General features: G+C 66.8%; 17 protein-coding genes. 6 read left to right on the top strand and 11 right to left on the bottom strand.

Annotated elements, in window-relative coordinates:
* Positions 1 to 34 precede the first annotated feature (34 nt).
* From C1925_RS17995 to C1925_RS18015, 5 genes are all read right to left on the bottom strand, one after another.
* Positions 35 to 562 carry a F0F1 ATP synthase subunit delta gene (locus C1925_RS17995; RefSeq protein ID WP_079223560.1) on the bottom strand — a complete coding sequence of 176 codons (528 nt, stop codon included), beginning with the start codon at positions 560 to 562 and terminating at the stop codon, positions 35 to 37.
* Between the two features lie 2 nt (positions 563 to 564).
* On the bottom strand, positions 565 to 1035 hold the full coding sequence (locus tag C1925_RS18000) for a F0F1 ATP synthase subunit B (RefSeq protein WP_005419512.1): 471 nt from the start codon (positions 1033 to 1035) through the stop codon (positions 565 to 567).
* A 106-nt stretch (positions 1036 to 1141) separates the two neighbouring features.
* On the bottom strand, positions 1142 to 1447 hold the full coding sequence (atpE, locus tag C1925_RS18005) for a F0F1 ATP synthase subunit C (protein WP_005411133.1): 306 nt from the start codon (positions 1445 to 1447) through the stop codon (positions 1142 to 1144).
* Positions 1448 to 1519: 72 nt separating this feature from the next.
* Positions 1520 to 2320 (bottom strand): F0F1 ATP synthase subunit A, encoded by an 801-nt coding sequence (gene atpB / locus C1925_RS18010; protein ID WP_079223562.1) that lies wholly within the window; start codon positions 2318 to 2320, stop codon positions 1520 to 1522.
* 30 nt (positions 2321 to 2350) lie between these two features.
* Positions 2351 to 2686: a hypothetical protein gene (locus tag C1925_RS18015; RefSeq protein ID WP_079223564.1), complete on the bottom strand. Its 336-nt coding sequence runs from the start codon at positions 2684 to 2686 to the stop codon at positions 2351 to 2353.
* Between the two features lie 492 nt (positions 2687 to 3178).
* Between C1925_RS18015 and C1925_RS18020 the strand changes: the two genes are divergently transcribed.
* Positions 3179 to 3997, top strand: coding sequence for a hypothetical protein (locus C1925_RS18020; protein ID WP_108770090.1), 819 nt, complete (start codon positions 3179 to 3181; stop codon positions 3995 to 3997).
* A 361-nt stretch (positions 3998 to 4358) separates the two neighbouring features.
* Here C1925_RS18020 and lpdA read toward each other — a convergent pair whose 3' ends face one another.
* The 3 genes from lpdA to C1925_RS18035 form a co-directional block, all read right to left on the bottom strand.
* Positions 4359 to 6167, bottom strand: coding sequence for a dihydrolipoyl dehydrogenase (lpdA, locus tag C1925_RS18025; protein ID WP_108770091.1), 1809 nt, complete (start codon positions 6165 to 6167; stop codon positions 4359 to 4361).
* Between the two features lie 107 nt (positions 6168 to 6274).
* Positions 6275 to 8002 carry a dihydrolipoyllysine-residue acetyltransferase gene (aceF, locus tag C1925_RS18030; RefSeq protein WP_108770092.1) on the bottom strand — a complete coding sequence of 576 codons (1728 nt, stop codon included), beginning with the start codon at positions 8000 to 8002 and terminating at the stop codon, positions 6275 to 6277.
* Between the two features lie 167 nt (positions 8003 to 8169).
* Positions 8170 to 8685, bottom strand: coding sequence for a DNA-deoxyinosine glycosylase (locus C1925_RS18035; RefSeq protein ID WP_108770093.1), 516 nt, complete (start codon positions 8683 to 8685; stop codon positions 8170 to 8172).
* A gap of 186 nt (positions 8686 to 8871) precedes the next feature.
* Between C1925_RS18035 and C1925_RS18040 the strand changes: the two genes are divergently transcribed.
* From C1925_RS18040 to glpK, 3 genes are all read left to right on the top strand, one after another.
* Positions 8872 to 9501: an OmpW family outer membrane protein gene (locus tag C1925_RS18040; protein ID WP_108770094.1), complete on the top strand. Its 630-nt coding sequence runs from the start codon at positions 8872 to 8874 to the stop codon at positions 9499 to 9501.
* A 172-nt stretch (positions 9502 to 9673) separates the two neighbouring features.
* On the top strand, positions 9674 to 11179 hold the full coding sequence (gene glpD / locus C1925_RS18045; RefSeq protein ID WP_108770095.1) for a glycerol-3-phosphate dehydrogenase: 1506 nt from the start codon (positions 9674 to 9676) through the stop codon (positions 11177 to 11179).
* A gap of 251 nt (positions 11180 to 11430) precedes the next feature.
* Positions 11431 to 12930 (top strand): glycerol kinase GlpK, encoded by a 1500-nt coding sequence (gene glpK, locus C1925_RS18050; RefSeq protein WP_108770096.1) that lies wholly within the window; start codon positions 11431 to 11433, stop codon positions 12928 to 12930.
* A 69-nt stretch (positions 12931 to 12999) separates the two neighbouring features.
* Here the strand turns inward: glpK and C1925_RS18055 are convergent, their stop codons facing one another.
* On the bottom strand, positions 13000 to 13794 hold the full coding sequence (locus C1925_RS18055) for a MetQ/NlpA family ABC transporter substrate-binding protein (protein WP_079223577.1): 795 nt from the start codon (positions 13792 to 13794) through the stop codon (positions 13000 to 13002).
* A 28-nt stretch (positions 13795 to 13822) separates the two neighbouring features.
* Positions 13823 to 14794 carry a YafY family protein gene (locus C1925_RS18060; RefSeq protein ID WP_108770097.1) on the bottom strand — a complete coding sequence of 324 codons (972 nt, stop codon included), beginning with the start codon at positions 14792 to 14794 and terminating at the stop codon, positions 13823 to 13825.
* Between the two features lie 82 nt (positions 14795 to 14876).
* Here C1925_RS18060 and C1925_RS18065 point away from each other — a divergent pair, with 82 nt between their 5' ends.
* The gene (locus C1925_RS18065) at positions 14877 to 15476 is read left to right on the top strand and encodes a hypothetical protein (protein ID WP_108770098.1); all 600 of its coding nucleotides are present in this window, start codon (positions 14877 to 14879) and stop codon (positions 15474 to 15476) included.
* A gap of 107 nt (positions 15477 to 15583) precedes the next feature.
* On the top strand, positions 15584 to 16360 hold the full coding sequence (locus tag C1925_RS18070) for a DUF481 domain-containing protein (RefSeq protein ID WP_108770099.1): 777 nt from the start codon (positions 15584 to 15586) through the stop codon (positions 16358 to 16360).
* Positions 16361 to 16457: 97 nt separating this feature from the next.
* Here C1925_RS18070 and hemC read toward each other — a convergent pair whose 3' ends face one another.
* Entirely contained in the window at positions 16458 to 17369 is a 912-nt protein-coding gene (gene hemC / locus C1925_RS18075; RefSeq protein WP_108770100.1) for a hydroxymethylbilane synthase, read from the bottom strand.
* Between the last annotated feature and the right edge of the window lie 230 nt (positions 17370 to 17599).

The following is a 17599-nucleotide window of genomic DNA, read 5'->3' on the forward strand; positions in this document are numbered from 1 at the left end:
TAGTGCCGGCAGCGGGGCCGGACGTTAAATGAATTCAGTTAGCGAGCGCGGTCTGCAGACGGGCCAGCTTGCCCTTCAGCGAACCATCGATGACCACGTCGCCGGCGTCGATGACGGCACCGCCGATCAGCGAGGCATCGACCGCGGTGGTCACGTCGACCTCGCGGTTGAAGCGCTTGCGCAGCGCGACCTTGATCGCGTCCAGCTCACCGGCCGACAGTTCGGCCGCCGAGGTCACCGTGGCCTTGACCACGTGCTCGGCTTCGGCGCGCAGGGCGTCGAACATGCCAGCGATTTCCGGCAGCAGCGGCAGACGATGCGATTCGGCCAGCACGGCGAGGAAACGCGAGTAGGTCTCACCGTGGGTTTCCGGTGCCAGCAGTGCGACGGCTTCGTCGCGACCCAGCTCCGGGTTGGCGAGCAGGGCCGCCACGCGCGGGTCGGCGGCGACGTGGGCGGAGAACGCCAGGGCGTCCGACCACGGCGCGAACGTGCCTTCGTCACGCGCGGTCGCGAAGGCGGCGCGGGCGTACGGGCGGGCAAGCGTGAGGGCCTGGCTCATCCTTAGATCTCCGAGGCCAGCTCGTCGAGCAGCGCCTTGTGGGCGTTGGCGTCGATTTCGCGCTTGAGCAGCTTTTCGGCACCGGTCACGGCCAGCGCGGACACCTGCTTGCGCAGATCTTCACGGGCACGGTTGGCGGCGGCGTCGATCTCAGCCTGGGCCAGTTCCTTCTGACGGGTGGCTTCGGTGATCGCTTCGTTACGGGCAGCATCAACGATCTGGTTGGCGCGCGCGTGGGCCTGGTCGATGATCTCGTTGGCCTTGGTGCGTGCTTCTTTCAGCGCTTCGTTGACCTTCTCCTGCGCCTGGGCCAGATCTTTCTGGCTGCGGTCGGCAGCAGCGAGGCCTTCAGCGATCTTCTGCTGGCGCTCTTCGATCGCGTTCATCAGCGGCGGCCAGATCTTGGTCGCGATGATCCAGATCAGACCAGCGAAGGCGAGCGCCTGCGCAAGAAGGGTGAAATTGATATTCATGGTTAGCTCGATCGCTGGTTTCGGGGTGGACGCGCCGCCGAAGCGGCGCATCCGGCCTTCATCCGAAACCGGGTGCATCAGCACCCGGTCGTCTCAAACCGCTGTATCAGCCGGCCAGAGCCTTGGTGACGGCGCCAGCGAAGGCAGCCGACAGCGGGTTGGCGAAGGCCAGCAGCAGGCCGACGGCGACCGAGATGATGAACGCGGCGTCGATCAGGCCGGCGGTGATGAACATGCGGACCTGCAGGACCGGGATCAGTTCCGGCTGGCGGGCGGCCGACTCCAGGAACTTACCAGCCATGATGGCCAGACCCAGGCCAGCGCCCAGCGCGGCCAGGCCGATCATGATGCCGACGGCAAGGGCGGTGGAGCTCTGAATCTGCGCGAAGTTGGTCAGGACGGCGAAGTACATGGTTATCTCCAGGAACTAAGTTGCTAAGGGTGATGAAACGGATGAAGGTGAAACTGGTTGAAGCTTGGAACTTTAGTGAGCGTCTTCCGACAGGCTCAGGTACACGATCGACAGCATCATGAAGATGAAGGCCTGCAGCGGGATCACCAGCAGGTGGAACAGCATCCAGCCCAGACCGAATGCACCACCGGCAATGGCACCGAAGAAACCGGCACCACCCAGCACCCAGATCAGCAGGAACACGATTTCGCCGCCGAACATGTTGCCGAACAGTCGCATCGCCAGCGAGATCGGCTTGCTCAGCCACTCGACGATGTTGAGGATCAGGTTGAACGGCATCATCCACTTGCCGAACGGCGCCGTCAGGAATTCCTTGATGAAGCCCAGCAGGCCTTTCGACTTCAGCGCGAAGAACAGCATCAGGAAGAACACGCTGAAGGCCATGCCCAGGGTGGCGTTGACGTCAGCGGTCGGCACCGGCTTCCAGTAGTGGACACCAGCCATTTCCAGCGGCTTGGCGATGAAATCGGCCGGGATCATCTTCAGCAGATTCATCAGCAGAATCCAGAAGAAGATGGTGATGGCGATCGGCGTGACCAGCTTGCTCTTGCCGTGGTAGGTGTCCTTGGCCTGGCGGTCAACGAACTCCAGGCAGATTTCCACGAAGGCCTGCCACTTGCCCGGCACGCCGGCGGTGGCCTTGCGGGTACCCATCCAGAACGCGACCACGATCACCAGGCCCATCAGGACGGCGGTGAGGAAGGTATCGACGTGGATGTGCCAGAACATCCCTTCGCCGTTGCCGACCGGTGCGGTCAGGTTCTGCAGGTGATGCTGGATGTAGCTGGTAGGGGTTAGAGCCTCGCCCGCCATGTGTCCGGAACCTTAGTTAATTGAATTCTGTCAACGCCTGGCCAGAGCCAGGACCTGGAACATCAAACCGACGGCGATACCGGCCAACAGCGCCAATGCAGGCAGCTTGAAGACCAGGAAACCCGCCAGCAGGACGCCGAAAACGACTGCCCACTTCGCAACGACCGCAATGATCAGGCGCGCCATCGCCGAACCTGCTGCGACTGCCCCCCCGCTCAGTGCCATCCGTGCCGCCACCCAGCCCCCGGCCGAGACCGCCACGCCGGACAGCAGCGCACCCAGTGCGGCCTTCTGCCCCGCCAGCAGCAGGAATGCCAGGGCCAGGACAGCCACTGCGACCAGCGGATAGACCGCGGCGCGCAGCATCAGTCGCCGACCCGCTTCAACGGAGTTCAGCACAGGATGTCCCACATGGTTCTTGTGAAGGGCGGAGGCCGTTACAGCGTGCGTGCCTCATCGAGCCGCCAAATTATAGCAATGGGACAATTTGTGAGACAACCGCTGCCTGTTCATCCACGGAGCCGCAAGTTGCCGAATCGGCAGGATTTTTACGGCCCTCAGGGGGACAATAGCGTCCGCGCCATGTTGCGATGCAGCGTATTCAACTTTGGTCGCAGGCCACGGAACTTTCCCGCGCGCCGCCGGTCCTACCTTTCGACCTGCCTGCAGCAACCTCGTCGACGCTTCGCCCCGCAGGTCCCAGGATGGCCCCGTAGTCCGCTCCGGGGCCATCTTCTTTGCAGCGCCATGACGGCGCTGAACCGTCCACGCGACGTGGACCATACGTTCACGTAGGGTGGACGCGCACGTTAGGCACAGTGGCCTTCATTCCGAATTAACCACTGCAAGGACTCTGCGATGCGCTCCGTACCCACCCTGCTCGCCCTCTCGCTGCTCGCCGCCGGCGCCTCGTTCGCCAATGCCGCCCATGCTGCCGAGGGCGATCCGCGCTTCACGCTGCGCGTGGGTGCCATGAACATCGAGAACGACAACACCATCCGCGGCAACACCACCGTTGCCGGCCAGGACGTCAATGTCAGCGAAGATTTCAAGATGGGCGGCAAGGAGTGGGAGCCGCGCATTGACGGCGTGTTCCGCTTCAGCGACCGCCAGCGCCTGATCTTCGACTACTTCAAGTGGGACAAGGACCGCCGCGAGACCCTGGATGACGGCATCGCCTTCGGCCAGATCAACGTGCCGGAAGGCAGCTTCGTCAAGGCCGAACTGAAGTACCAGGTGGCCAGCCTGGTGTACGACTACTCCGTCGTGGACACCGAGAAGTTCGACCTGGGCCTGCAGCTGGGTGCCGAGTGGGCCAAGGTGAGCGCCAAGGGCTTTGCCGACCTGGGCAACGTCTACAACGGTCGCTTCCTGGATGAGAGCGAGAGCGGCGTGGCCCCGGTGGTTGGCGCGCGCCTGAGCTTCACCCCGGCCGACCGCTGGCTGATCAACATCCAGGGCCAGTACCTGAACACCAAGTGGGGCAGCTTCGACGACTACGACGGCGACCTGAGCCGCGCCAACGCCATCGTCGAATACCGCTTCACCGAGACCTTCGGCGTGTTCGCCGGCTATGACTGGTTCAAGCTGGACGTGGACCAGAAGGGCAGCGACGGCGTCCTCGGCCTGAAGCAGGAATTCAAGGGCCCGGTGGCCGGCATCAGCATGACCTTCTGATCGAACGTTACCCGATCTCTCCAACGCGGCGCCCGGGCAACCGGCGCCGCGTTTTTTTGTGCCGCGTGGGAGCGGTAGAGTCGACTGTCAGTCGACTGCACTTCGCGGGGACAGCTGAAAGCCGGCGCTGCGCGCGATAGTCGACTGACAGTCGACTCTACCCCTCTGCCGGACCGCCGGGATACCCGAGCTGCGCACGCTCGGCCGGTAGAGTCGACTGTCAGTCGACTGCCCTTCGCCGGAACCCATGCAGGCCCGCGCTGCGCGCGATAGTCGACTGACAGTCGACTCTACCCCGGACGTTCCCGCAAACAAAAAACCCGGCTTTCGCCGGGTTTTTCGTGTGCAACGCGCAGGCGCGTTATTTCTTCTTCGGCATGTACAGATCGGTGATCGTGCCGTCGTAGATTTCTGACGCCATCGCCACCGATTCGCTCAGCGTCGGGTGGGCGTGGATGGTGTGGCCGATGTCTTCGGCTTCAGCACCCATCTCGATGGCCAGGCCGATCTCGGCCAGCAGGTCACCGGCGTGCACGCCGACGATGGCACCACCGATGATGCGGTGGGTCTCTTCGTCGAAGATCAGCTTGGTGAAGCCCTCGGTACGGCCGATGCCGATCGCGCGGCCGCTGGCGGCCCACGGGAACTTGGCCACGCCGACCTTCAGGCCCTTGGCCTTGGCTTCGGTCTCGGTGACGCCAACCCAGGCGATTTCCGGGTTGGTGTAGGCCACCGACGGAATCACGCGGGCGACCCATTCCTTCTTGTGGCCGGCAGCCACTTCGGCGGCCAGCTTGCCTTCGTGCGTGGCCTTGTGGGCCAGCATCGGGTTACCGACGATGTCACCGATGGCGAAGATGTGCGGCACGTTGGTGCGCATCTGGCGGTCGACCGGGATGAAGCCGCGGTCGGTGACCTGCACACCGGCCTTCTCGGCATCGATCTTCTTGCCGTTCGGCGAGCGGCCCACGGCCACCAGCACGCGGTCGAAGGTGCCCTGCGCCAGGGCCGGCGTCTGGCCTTCCTCGGCGGCTTCGAAGGTCACGGTGATGCCCTTGGCATCGGCGGTGACGCCCGAGGCCTTGGTCTTCAGGTGGACTTCGATGCCCTGCTTCTTCAGGCGGTCGGCCAGCGGCTTGACCAGGTCCTTGTCGGCGCCCGGCATCAGCTGGTCCATGAACTCGACCACGGTGACCTTGCTGCCCAGCGCGCCATACACGGTGGCCATTTCCAGGCCGATGATGCCGCCGCCGACGACCAGCAGCGAGCCCGGCACTTCGGCCAGCTCCAGCGCGTCGGTGGAATCCATCACGCGCTTGTCGTCCCACGGGAAGTTCGGCAGCTTCACCGCCTGCGAACCGGCGGCGATGATGCACTTCTGGAAGCGCAGCAGCTGGGTGCTGCCGTCAGCCGCGGTGATTTCCAGTTCGTTGGCCGAAACAAACCTGCCGACGCCCTGCACGCTGCGGACCTTGCGCTGCTTGGCCATGCCGGCCAGGCCCTTGGTCAGCTGGTTGACGACCTTTTCCTTGTACTGGCGCAGCTTGTCCAGGGTGATGGTCGGCTTGCCGAACTCGACGCCGAAATCACCGGCATGGGCCACTTCGTCGATGACCGCTGCGGCGTGCAGCAGGGCCTTGGACGGAATGCAGCCCACGTTGAGGCAGACGCCGCCGAGGCTGGCGTAACGCTCGACCAGCACGGTGTCCAGGCCGACGTCGGCGGCGCGGAAGGCGGCGGTGTAGCCGCCCGGGCCCGAGCCCAGCACGACCATTTCGCATTCGATGTCGGCCGGCTTGCCGCTGGACAGCGCCGGCTTCGGTGCCGCCGGCTCGGCCGGGGCGCGGTGCGACGGGGTCACCGGCGGCTTGCTGGCCGGGGCGGCGGCCGCCGGGGCCGGCGCAGCGGCCTTGGCCGGGGCTTCGGCGGCACCTTCAGCGTCCAGCACCACGACCACGGCGCCTTCGGAGAGGGTGTCACCCAGCTTGACCTTGATTTCCTTGACCACGCCGGCGGCCGAGGACGGCACTTCCAGGGTGGCCTTGTCCGATTCCAGGGTCACCAGACCCTGATCCTTCTTCACCGTATCGCCGACGGCGACCAACACTTCGATCACCGGCACATCGCTGTAATCGCCGATGTCGGGAACCTTGACTTCAATCGTGGCCATGGTGGTTTTCCTCGTGCCCGGCCGGCGTGGCCGGCGGGCTGTCACTGCATCTGTTCACGCGGCCGCGCCAGGGGGCAGCGGCCGCACGGTGGGGGCGAAGCGGTGCCTTACAGCAGCACGCGGCGCATGTCGGCCAGTACCTGCGACAGGTACGTGGTGAAGCGTGCGGCCAGGGCGCCATCGATGACGCGGTGGTCGTAGCTCAGCGACAGCGGCAGCATCAGCTTCGGCGCGAATTCCTTGCCGTTCCAGACCGGCTGGATGGCCGACTTGGAGACGCCGAGGATGGCCACTTCCGGTGCATTGACGATCGGGGTGAACGCGGTGCCACCGATGCCGCCCAGCGAGCTGATCGAGAAGCAGCCGCCGCTCATGTCGGCCGGGCCGAGCTTGCCGTCACGGGCCTTCTTGGCCAGTTCGGTGGTTTCCTGCGCGATCTGCACCACGCCCTTCTTGTCCACGTCGCGGATGACCGGCACGACCAGGCCGTTCGGCGTATCGGCGGCGAAGCCGATGTGGAAGTACTTCTTCAGGGTCAGGTTTTCACCGCTGGCATCGAGCGAAGCGTTGAATTCCGGGAACTTCTTCAGCGCCGCGGCGCTGGCCTTGATCAGGAAGGCGAGCATGGTCAGCTTGATGCCGGCCCCGCTCCCATTAGGTGCCGCGTTTTCCTTGTTCAGCGCCACGCGCAGGCCTTCCAGGTCGGTGATGTCGGCCTGTTCGAACTGGGTGACGTGCGGGATCATCGCCCAGTTGCGGGCCAGGTTCGCACCGGAAATCTTCTTGATGCGCGACAGCGGCTGCACTTCGGTCTCGCCGAACTTGCTGAAGTCGACCTTCGGCCACGGCAGCAGGTTGAGGCCACCACCGGCGGCGACGGCTGCACCGGCCGCGGCCGGCACGCCACCGCTGAGCGCGGCCTTGACGAACTTCTGCACGTCACCCTTGGTGATGCGGCCGCCCTTCTCGGTGCCGCTGATCTGCAGCAGGTCCACGCCCAGTTCGCGGGCGAACACGCGCACGGCCGGGGTGGCGTAGGGCACCTTGGCCGGCAGCACGCCATCGGCGTTGAACTGCACCGGCGGGCTGGTCGGGGTACCGGCCGAGGCGATCTCGCGCGCGGCCAGCTTGTCCGGCTGGGCCGGAACGGCGACCGGCTCGACCTTGGTGGCGGTCTCGGCAGCGGCCGGGGCAGCGGCAGCGGCGGCCTTGGTCGGGGCCGGCGCGGCAGCGCCTTCGGCCTCGATGATGGCAACCACGGCACCCTGCGACAGGTTGTCGCCGACCTTGACCTTCAGTTCCTTGACCACGCCAGCGACCGAGGACGGCACTTCCATGGTGGCCTTGTCGCTTTCCAGCGTGACCAGGCCCTGGTCCTTCTTGACCGTGTCGCCGACGGCGACCAGCACTTCGATGACCGGGATGTCGGTGTAATCACCGATGTCCGGCACCAGGGCTTCAACGGCACCGCCGCTGGCGGCCGGCGCGGCCGGGGCAGCCGCCGCCGGGGCCGGGGCGCTCTGGGTGGCGGCGGCCGGGGCAGCGGCCTTGGCCGGGGCCGGGGCAGCAGCGGCCGGCTTGGCAGCCTCGCCTTCAGCCACTTCGATCAGGGCCACGACCTTGCCCTCGGAGAGGTTGTCGCCGACCTTGACCTTGATTTCCTTGACCACACCGGCGACCGAGGACGGCACTTCCATCGTGGCCTTGTCGCTTTCCAGCGTCACCAGGCCCTGGTCCTTCTTGACCGTGTCGCCGACGGCGACAAGCACCTCGATTACCGGGATATCGCTGTAGTCACCGATATCGGGGACAAGTGCTTCCTTGATTTCGGCCATGGGGATAACTCCGGCAATCTGGTGTAGGGAAACGTCTATTGTGCGGCCAGAGGGGGCCAGCGCCAACCGTTACAGGTGTTTTCAGTACGCACGCCGCCGGGACACGCTGTTGCCAAAGGCCTGCGGGCACTTCCAGTGGGTAGCGTATTGTCCCGACGATGTCCGCTTCATGTCGCCAGCGCGTCAGCCAGCGGCTGCCAAGCCTGGCGCAGGCGCTGCAGGGACCACGCGGCATTGGCCGGGCTGGTGGACGGCAGCGCGAGCAGCGCCGGTGTTGCCGCCAGATCCGGCACAACCCAGCGCTGCAGTGCCTGCCAGGCCGCCCCGCCATTGCAGGCGACCAGGCGCAACCGCGGCAGGCCGGCGATCAGTGCGGGCAGCGCATTGGGGACTTCCGAACCGCGCACGATGTCCGCATCCAGGCTGCCCCGCCGCTCGCACTGGCCGATCACATCCCACAGGCCGACACCGGCATCGGCCAGCGCGCGCAGCCGCGCCTCGTAGGCGAGCGCCGGATCGAACCCGCACAGATCACCGAGCAACGGCCAGAAACGGTTGCGCGGATGGGCGTAGTACCGCTGTTCCTGCAGCGAGGCGACACCGGGCATCGAGCCCAGCACGAGCACACGGCAATCGCGTTCCACGCGCGCAGGCAGGCCGATGCACAACGCATCGCTGCTCACGTTTTCTCCAACTGCATGAACAATCGCATATGCATGAACCCCTATAAAACAGCGGTTTCGCTCTGCCCGCTGAACAATGGAAACCAAATTTTAACGCGCGTCGGATTCGATTCATGTTGAGGCGACTACGGTGACATCGCCCCGCAACCGGGGGCCCAAAACAAGAAACAACAGGAGATTTCCCCCATGCGCTCCATCCGTATTCTGAGCCTCGCCCTGCTGACCTCCGCTGCCTTCGCTCCTGCTGCCTTCGCGCAGGACAGCAGCTCCGCAGACACTGCCTCGGGCAAGCATTTTGCCGTGGTTGGTGGCGTCTCGCTGCTGCAGCCGAAGAACGATCCGATCGACGGCATCAAGAAGGTCGATGGCGGCCCGGCGCCGACCGTCAGCTTCAGCTACTACGTCAACGACAACTGGGCCGTTGAGCTGTGGGGCGCTGCCGACAAGTTCGACCACCGCGTCAAGGGTCCGGGCAATGCCCGCCTGGGCAGCGTCGAGCAGCAGCCGGTCGCGCTGAGCGGCCAGTACCACTTCGGCCAGGCTGACAACGTGTTCCGTCCGTTCGTGGGCGTCGGCTACTTCCAGTCGGCCTTCAGCAACGAGAACTTCGCCGGTGGCGATGACATCCGCCTGAAGGACGCCAAGGGTGCCATCGGCACCGTGGGTGTGGACATGAACATCAACTCCACCTGGTTTGCCCGCGCCGATGCCCGCTACATGCACTCGCGCCCGGACCTGAAGGTCGCCGGCCAGAAGGTGGGCGAAGCCAAGCTTGACCCGTGGACCGTGGGCTTCGGCATCGGTGCGCGCTTCTAAGCGGCTCCCTGCTCCACTGTGTTGAAACAACGGGCCCTGCGGGGCCCGTTGTTGTTTTGTAGAGTCGACCGTTGGTCGACTTCCTTATGTAGAGTCGAGCCATGCTCGACTGCCCTTCTGGAAATGCAGCCGAGCATGGCTCGGCTCTACAGAAACCTGACCCGGGGACGCCATGCACGAAATCGACCTGCTGGTGATCGGCGGCGGCATCACTGGCGCCGGCATTGCCCGCGATGCCAGCGGCCGCGGCCTGCGCGTACTGCTGTGCGAGCAGCATGACCTCGCCGCGCACACCTCCAGCGCCAGCAGCAAACTGATCCATGGCGGCCTGCGCTACCTGGAACAGCGCGAGTTCGGCATGGTGCGCAAGGCGCTGGGCGAGCGCGAAACCGTACGCCGGCAGGCGCCCCACCTGGTCCACCCGCTGCGCTTCGTGCTGCCGTGGGAACCACACCTGCGGCCCCGCTGGATGCTGCGCGTGGGCCTGTGGCTGTACGACCACCTCGGCCAGCGCAGCCCCGCCTTCCCCGCCTCGCGTTCGCTGCAGCTGCACGCCGATGCACTGGGGTCGTGGTTGTCGCCGCACCTGCAACAGGCCTTCAGCTATGCCGACGCGCAGGTGGATGACGCGCGGCTGGTGGTGCTCAACGCGCTGGATGCCGCCCAGCGCGGCGCGCGCATCCTCACCGGCACCCGCTGCACGGGCCTGCAGCAGACGCCCACGCACTGGCTGGCAACACTGGAAGACAGCGACGGACAGACCCACAGCGTGCAGGCCCGCGCCGTTGCCAATGCGGCCGGCCCCTGGGCCGGTGGCCTGCTGCAGCGTATGCAGCCCGGCGATGGTTCGCCCGCGCTGCGCCTGGTGCAGGGCAGCCACATCGTCCTGCGCCGGCCCTGGCCCGACCACAGCGCCTGCCTGCTGCAGCAGCCGGATGGGCGCGTGGTGTTCCTGCTGCCGTTCGCCCACGACCACCTGCTGGTGGGCACCACCGATACCGACTACCGCGGCGACCCGGCGCGCTGCAGCGTGCTGCCCTCGGAAGTGGACTACCTGTGCGCGGCGGCCAACCACTATCTGCGCGAGCCGATCCATGCGACCGACGTGGTCTGGCAGTTCGCCGGCGTGCGCCCGCTGCTGGCCGACCCCGACCCGCAGGCAGCGAAGCTGAGCCGTGATTACCGGCTGCAGCTGCAGGGCGGCGGTGCGCCGGCCGTGCACGTGCTGGGCGGCAAGCTGACCACCTACCGCGTGCTGGCCGAGGAAGCACTGGAGCTGCTGCGCCCGCACCTGGCCGGCATGGGCCCGGCGTGGACGGCACACGGCGATGCCCTGCCCGGCAGTGACTGGGGCGATGCCGAGGCGGCGCGGGCACGGCTGCAGGCGCATGCGCCCTGGCTGCCGGCCGACCTCACGCGACGCTGGGCCGGCGCCTACGGCAGCCGCAGTGCGATGCTGCTGGAAGGAGCGGCCGTGCTCGCCGATCTGGGCGAAGACTTCGGCGGTGGCCTGCATGCGCGCGAAGTCGCATGGCTGCAGCAGCACGAATGGGCACACACCGCCGAGGACGTGCTGTGGCGGCGCAGCAAGCTCGGCCTGCGCCTGGACGCAGCGCAGGTGGCGCGCCTGCAGGCATGGATGCAGGGTCAGAGCCCTTTCCGTGGGAAAGGGATCTGACCCCGTGTTTCAGGCCACAGCGGGCCAGCCGCGCCGCGGGGTCGGATCCCTTTCCCGTGGGAAAGGGCTCTGACCCCGGTCTTCCCACGTGCGCCAGCAACCGCGGGGTCGGATCCCTTTCCTGCGGGAAAGGGCTCTGACCCCGGTCTTCCCACGTGCGCCAACCAAGGTTGGCAGCTACCACAGCGCAGGGCGCCGCGCCCCACATGGCCAATGCATTAGGATTTCCCCATCGCCACCGGAGACGCCCCATGACGCCCCGCTACGTGCTGGCCATCGACCAGGGCACCACCAGTTCACGCGCGATCCTGTTCGACCGCGCCGGCAACATCGTCGGCAGCGCGCAGCGCGAGTTCAGCCAGCTGTTCCCGCAGCCGGGCTGGGTGGAACACGATCCGCGCGAGATCCTCACCAGCGTCTACGCGACGATGACCGAGCTGCTCAGCCGCGAGCAGATCGACCCACGGCACATCGCCGCGCTGGGCATCACCAACCAGCGCGAGACCACCGTGGTCTGGGATCGTGCCACCGGCCAGCCGATCCACAACGCCATCGTCTGGCAGTCGCGGCAGAGCCACGCGATCTGCGAGCGCCTGCGCTCCGACGGCCACGAAGCATTGATCCGCGAGCGCACCGGCCTGCTGATCGATGCGTATTTCTCGGCCACCAAGGTGCGCTGGATCCTCGACCACGTGGAGGGCGCGCAGCAGCGCGCCGAGCGCGGCGAACTGCTGTTCGGCACCATCGACAGCTGGCTGGTCTGGAACCTCAGTGGTGGCCAGGCGCACGTGACCGACTACAGCAACGCCGCGCGCACCCTGCTGTTCAACATCCACACCCTGCAATGGGACGAAGACCTGCTGGCGCTGCTGGACATCCCGCGCGCGATGCTGCCCAGCGTGCGCGATTCCAGCGCGGTGTACGCGCATACGCGGCCGCAGTTCTTCTTCGACCACCCGATCCCGATCGCCGGCATCGCCGGTGACCAGCAGGCGGCATTGTTCGGCCAGGCCTGTTTCCAGCCGGGCATGGTCAAGAACACCTATGGCACCGGCTGCTTCATGCTGATGCACACCGGCGCCCAGGCGGTGCGTTCGCGCAACGGCCTGCTGACCACCATCGCCTGGGGCATCGGCGGCAAGGTGGAATATGCGCTGGAAGGCTCGATCTTCATCGCCGGCTCGGTGGTGCAGTGGCTGCGCGACGAGCTGCACCTGATCGACCGCGCCAGCGACAGCCAGGCGCTGGCGGCGAAGGTCGACGACAGCGGCGGCGCCTATCTGGTGCCGGCCTTCGTCGGCCTGGGCGCCCCCTACTGGCGCAGCGACGTGCGCGGGGCGATGTTCGGCCTGACCCGTGGCACCAGCAAGGCGCACTTAGTGCGTGCGGCGCTGGAGGCGATGGCCTACCAGACCCGTGACGTGCTCGATGCGATGCAGTCGGATGCGGGCATCGCCCTGAGCGAACTGCGCGCCGACGGCGGTGCGATCGGCAACGACTTCCTGGCCGGGTTCCAGGCCGACATCCTGGGTGTGCCGCTGCTGCGGCCACGGCTGACCGAAACCACCGCGCTGGGTGCGGCCTATCTGGCCGGGCTGGCGGTGGGGTTCTGGGAAAGCCGCGAACAGATTGCCGCGCAGTGGGGCCTGGACCGCCGCTTCGAGCCGCAGATGGACGCGGCGCGGCGGGAGAAGCTGTACGCCGGATGGCAGCAGGCCGTGGCCGCCACCCTCGCCTTCCACGTTGATTGAGGGCGGTAGCGCCGGGCCATGCCCGGCGAACACCCATTCCGCCGGGCATGGCCCGGCGCTACCCCACCATCAGAACGCCGGCAGCACCGCGCCCTTGTACTTGGTCTCGATGAAGGCCTTCACCTGCGGGCTGGTCAGCGCCTTGGCCAGCTTCTGCACGCGGGCGTCATCCTTGTTGTCCGGGCGCGCGACCAGGAAGTTCACGTACGGCGAATCCTTGCTCTCGATCGCCAGCGCATCCTGGGTCGGGTTCAGGCCGGCATCCAGCGCGTAGTTGGTGTTGATCAGGGCGAGGTCGACCTGGTCCAGCACGCGCGGCAGCATCGCCGAATCCAGCTCGCGGAACTTCAGCTTCTTCGGGTTGGCGATGATGTCGCGCTGGGTCGACAGGGCGTTGCTCGGATCCTTCAGCTCGATCACACCAGCCTTGTGCAGCAGGATCAGCGCGCGGCTGTTGTTGCTCGGGTCATTGGGGATGACCACGTCGGCGCCTTCGCGCAGGTCGGCCAGCGACTTGACCTTGCGCGAGTACGCACCGAAGGGCTCGATGTGGACGCCGATCACCTTGGTCAGGTCGGTCTTGCGGTCGCGGTTGTAGGCATCCAGGTACGGCTCGGTCTGGAAGTAGTTGGCGTCCACCTGCTTCTGCACCAGCTGGTCGTTGGGCTGCACGTAGTCGTTGAACACGCGCACGTCCAGGTCCACGCCTTCCTCCTTGAGGATCGGCTTGACCACTTCCAGGATCTCCGCATGCGGCACGGCGGTGGCGGCCACCACCAGCTTCTGCGAGGGCTCGCCGGACTTGCCGCAGGCGGTCAGGGCCAGCGCAGCGGCGAACAGGGGCAGCAACAGGGTCTTCTTCATGGGGGCAACGGGTCTCTCGGGGGAGGGATCAGGAATGTTCGTAGTTGGTCAGGGCCAGGCTGAGCAGCGCCTTGGCCTGCTCGCGCAGCATCACCGGCTCGACGATCTCGGCATCGGAACCGTAGTGCAGCACGTCCATCAGCAGCTCGCGCGAGACGCTGTAGGGCACCTTCAGTTCGTAGCGCCCATCGGGCAGGAAACGGCCCTGCTGCTTGGAATGCCAGTGTTCGTCGGCCACCCAGCGCGCGGCCTTGGCGCTGAACAGGATGGTCGCCCAGCCCTTGGGCGGGCCGGAGAAGATGCCGTAGCTGGCGCCCAACTGCTCATCCAGCTCGGATTCGGCCACGTCGCGGGCACCGTTGTCGACCACCCGCGCCTTGTGCACGCGATCCACCGCAAAGCTGCGCAGCGCTTCGCGGTCATGGTCCCAGGCGTCCAGGTACCAGTTGTCGCGGTAGTGGGTCAGGCGCTGCGGCGACACGGTGCGCCGGGTCGATTCGTCAGTGGAGCGGGCACGGTACTCGAACGCCAGCTGCTTGCGCTCCAGCACGGCCGAAGCGACGGTGCGGAAGCTGCCTTCGTCGAACTTGCGGCCGCGGTGCGGGATCACCCGGACCCGGTCGACCGGCCAGTTGGAGACGCCGGCCTGCGCCGCCAGCAGGCTTTCGATGCGCTGCTGCAGCGGTGCCAGCACCGACGACAGCACGCCGCCGCCGGTCCGCGCGAGGAGGTGCTGCGAGGCCAGCAGGGCATGCAGCTCCTCCGAGCTGAGCCACAGGCCGGGCAGTTCGAAGCGGTCGCTTTCGTCAGCCTGGTAACGGAAGCCGGCCTCGCCGTCGCCCTCGATCGGAGCCATCAGCGCGTCGCGCAGGAAGGCCAGATCACGGTAGACGGTGGCACGGGAACAACCGAGCTTGTCCTGCAGGGTCGCCACCGTCACCGGATAGCGTGCGGACTTGAGCAGACGATGCAGGGCGGTGATGCGTTCGTATCGGTCCATGCCCCCGATTATGTCCGAGTCGCGGGCGTTGTGCGGGGGCTTTGGGCTATCGTGGGCGCCCCTGCCCCCCATGGAACGCCCGATGCGCCGCCTGCCTGCCCTGCCCCTGCTGGCCTGCCTGCTGCTGGCCGCCTGTGATCGCGCCCCGGATCCAGCCATCACGCAGGACCCGATACCCGCAGCCGATCCGGCTGAAGACATACGCGCGGCCAGCCAGCGTCTGGCCGAGGTGCGCAGCTTCCATGCCGAACTGGATGTGGAGGGCGCCGCCCTGGCGGTACGCAGCAGCATGGACTTCGTGGCTCCCGACCGCTTCCGCCTGCAGACCGCGGCCGGGCCGCAGACGATCATTGGCGACACCATGTTTCTTCAGGCCGCCGGCGCGACCCGCCAGGTGCCGACGCCTGCTGGATTACTGGATCAATGGAAACAGCCGCTGACCGGCGACGTACCGTCCGCCCCGATGAAGGCTGAGGATCTGGGCCGGCAGTCGCTGGACGGCGTGGATACCCGCCATTACCGGCTGGTCAGTGCCGCCGGCGAGCGCCTGGAGTACTGGGTGGACGACCAGGGACTGCCGCGGCAGATCGTGCGCAACGGCAGCAACCAAGGGCGTCCGTACCAGCTGCGCCTGCGCTACTCGCGTTTCAACGACCCCGCGCTGCGCATCGACCTCCCCTGAATGGGCGGTGGCGGTAACGCCTGCTGAAGCGCCGTTGCCGACCCGTTCTGATGGTCATGATGCTTCCAGTATCATCACGGGTTGTTAACCGCTTCGGAGAGCCCTCGATGTCCCTGCGCGTGTCCCTGCTTGTGCCCCTGCTGCTGTGCGCACCCTTGGCCTATGCCCAGGATGCCTCTGAACTGGCGGCGATGACGTCGCCGTGGAGCGGCAGCGGTGGCGAACTGGGCTTTGCCGCCGCCAGCGGCAACAGCAGCACCGAGAGCTTCAACGGCGCCCTGCGCCTGCGCTATACCGATGGCGACTGGGTGCACACCATGGACCTGTTCGGCCTGCGCTCCAGCTCCAAGGTGACCGAGACCGCCGACGACGGCACCACCACCCGCCGCGACAACACCACGGCCAACCGCTACACCGGCGCCGCCGGCAGCGCGCTGCAGCTGGGCGAACACCGCCAGCTGTTCGCCAAGGTGCGTACCGAGCGCGATGACTTCGCCACCTACGATCGTCGCAGCTCGTTCGGCCTGGGCTACGGTACCCGCCTGTTCAACACCGAGAAGTTCTCCTTCGACGCCCTGGTCGGCCCGGGTGTCAGCCGCACCCACAGCACCGAAGACGACCGCACGCGCACCGGCCTGATCGGCCAGGGCCAGTTCGAACTGAAGTACGCCATCACGTCCAACACCGACCTGATCAACAACCTGCTGGTCGAATCGGGTTCGTACAATACCTTCGGCCAGAACGATTTCGGCGTGTCGGTGAGCATGAACGAGCACCTGGCCCTGAAGGCCGGCTGGCAGGCCCGTTACAACAGCGACGTGGCCGACGACAAGCGCAGGACCGATACGTTGACCACGATGAACGTGGTCTACAAGTTCAAATGAGAAACGGGCGCCCAAGGCGCCCGTCTTCTTTTGGTAGTGCCGGCCGCTGGCCGGCATCATCCGGTTGCCGGCCAGTGGCCGGCACTACCGCAGGGGTTCAGACGTTCAGCAGCTCGCCTGCGCCGCCATCCAGCAGCATCTTCGCCACCTGCTGGCCCAGCGTTTCCGGATCGCTGGCCGGGCCCACCGCTTCGGCACGCACCGCGCGGCCATCACTGGCACTGCCGACCATGCCCTGCAGGTGCAGGTCCTGGCCCTGCCACTGCGCGATGGCCGCCACCGGCACATGGCAGCTGCCGTGCAGCGCGCGGTTCATCGCCCGCTCCGCTTCCACGCAGGCACGGGTATCGGCGTCATCCAGGCGGGCGAACACTTCCATCAGCCGCGCGTTGCCACCATCGCATTCCACTGCCACCGCGCCCTGCGCCGGTGCCGGCAGCCACTGCGGCGGCTGCAGGCGGGCCACGATGCGGTTGCCCAGGCCCAGCCGTTCCAGCCCGGCGACGGCCAGTACGATGGCGTCGTAGCCACCGTTGTCGAGCTTGGCCAGGCGCGTGTTGACGTTGCCGCGCAGGTCCAGCAGCTGCAGGTCCGGGCGCAGCGCGCGCAGCTGTGCCTGGCGGCGCAGCGAGGACGTACCCACGCGGGCGCCGATGGGCAGCGCATCCAGCGAGGCGTACAGGTTGGAGATGAAGCCATCGGCCGGATCGTGGCGGGTCAGCATGGCCGGCAGCGCGAAGGGCGCATCGAGTTCCATCGGCACATCCTTCAGCGAATGCACCGCGCAGTCGGCATCACCGCGCAGCATGGCCAGCTCCAGCTCCTTCAGGAACAGGCCCTTGCCACCGATGGCGGCCAGCGAGCGGTCGAGCACCTCGTCACCGCGGGTGCTCATCGGCACCAGTTCCACATGCAGGCCGGGGTAGGCCTGGCGCAGGCGGTCGGCGACGTGTTCGCTCTGCCAGAGGGCGAGCGGGCTCTTGCGGGTGGCGATGCGGACGGTTTCCATCCCGGCATTATCGCGCCTATCGGCGGGATACGGCCAACGGCGGAGCCCCTCGTGGCTGGCGGTAGAGTCGACTGTTAGTCGACCAGCCTCGTGAGCTGGCCGGGTGGGTGGGCCGCGCAGGGGACGCTGCAAGTACGTCCCTGTAAGCTCGGTCGCCGCTTGCTCGTGCGCGCTGTCCTGCGCACACGGCAAGACCGGGGTTGGGCGTCCTGCCCAACCCGCCCGAGGCA

Origin of the sequence: Stenotrophomonas sp. SAU14A_NAIMI4_5 (assembly GCF_003086795.1) — a bacterium.
GTDB lineage: Bacteria > Pseudomonadota > Gammaproteobacteria > Xanthomonadales > Xanthomonadaceae > Stenotrophomonas.

What these genes read in the sequence shown, in the direction of transcription:
- C1925_RS17995 (WP_079223560.1), bottom strand. Translation starts at nt 562, where the DNA reads ATGAGCCAGGCCCTCACGCTTGCCCGCCCGTACGCCCGCGCCGCCTTC.
- C1925_RS18000 (WP_005419512.1), bottom strand. Translation starts at nt 1,035, where the DNA reads ATGAATATCAATTTCACCCTTCTTGCGCAGGCGCTCGCCTTCGCTGGT.
- atpE (WP_005411133.1), bottom strand. Translation starts at nt 1,447, where the DNA reads ATGTACTTCGCCGTCCTGACCAACTTCGCGCAGATTCAGAGCTCCACC.
- atpB (WP_079223562.1), bottom strand. Translation starts at nt 2,320, where the DNA reads ATGGCGGGCGAGGCTCTAACCCCTACCAGCTACATCCAGCATCACCTG.
- C1925_RS18015 (WP_079223564.1), bottom strand. Translation starts at nt 2,686, where the DNA reads ATGCTGCGCGCCGCGGTCTATCCGCTGGTCGCAGTGGCTGTCCTGGCC.
- C1925_RS18020 (WP_108770090.1), top strand. Translation starts at nt 3,179, where the DNA reads ATGCGCTCCGTACCCACCCTGCTCGCCCTCTCGCTGCTCGCCGCCGGC.
- lpdA (WP_108770091.1), bottom strand. Translation starts at nt 6,167, where the DNA reads ATGGCCACGATTGAAGTCAAGGTTCCCGACATCGGCGATTACAGCGAT.
- aceF (WP_108770092.1), bottom strand. Translation starts at nt 8,002, where the DNA reads ATGGCCGAAATCAAGGAAGCACTTGTCCCCGATATCGGTGACTACAGC.
- C1925_RS18040 (WP_108770094.1), top strand. Translation starts at nt 8,872, where the DNA reads ATGCGCTCCATCCGTATTCTGAGCCTCGCCCTGCTGACCTCCGCTGCC.
- glpD (WP_108770095.1), top strand. Translation starts at nt 9,674, where the DNA reads ATGCACGAAATCGACCTGCTGGTGATCGGCGGCGGCATCACTGGCGCC.
- glpK (WP_108770096.1), top strand. Translation starts at nt 11,431, where the DNA reads ATGACGCCCCGCTACGTGCTGGCCATCGACCAGGGCACCACCAGTTCA.
- C1925_RS18055 (WP_079223577.1), bottom strand. Translation starts at nt 13,794, where the DNA reads ATGAAGAAGACCCTGTTGCTGCCCCTGTTCGCCGCTGCGCTGGCCCTG.
- C1925_RS18060 (WP_108770097.1), bottom strand. Translation starts at nt 14,794, where the DNA reads ATGGACCGATACGAACGCATCACCGCCCTGCATCGTCTGCTCAAGTCC.
- C1925_RS18065 (WP_108770098.1), top strand. Translation starts at nt 14,877, where the DNA reads ATGCGCCGCCTGCCTGCCCTGCCCCTGCTGGCCTGCCTGCTGCTGGCC.
- C1925_RS18070 (WP_108770099.1), top strand. Translation starts at nt 15,584, where the DNA reads ATGTCCCTGCGCGTGTCCCTGCTTGTGCCCCTGCTGCTGTGCGCACCC.
- hemC (WP_108770100.1), bottom strand. Translation starts at nt 17,369, where the DNA reads ATGGAAACCGTCCGCATCGCCACCCGCAAGAGCCCGCTCGCCCTCTGG.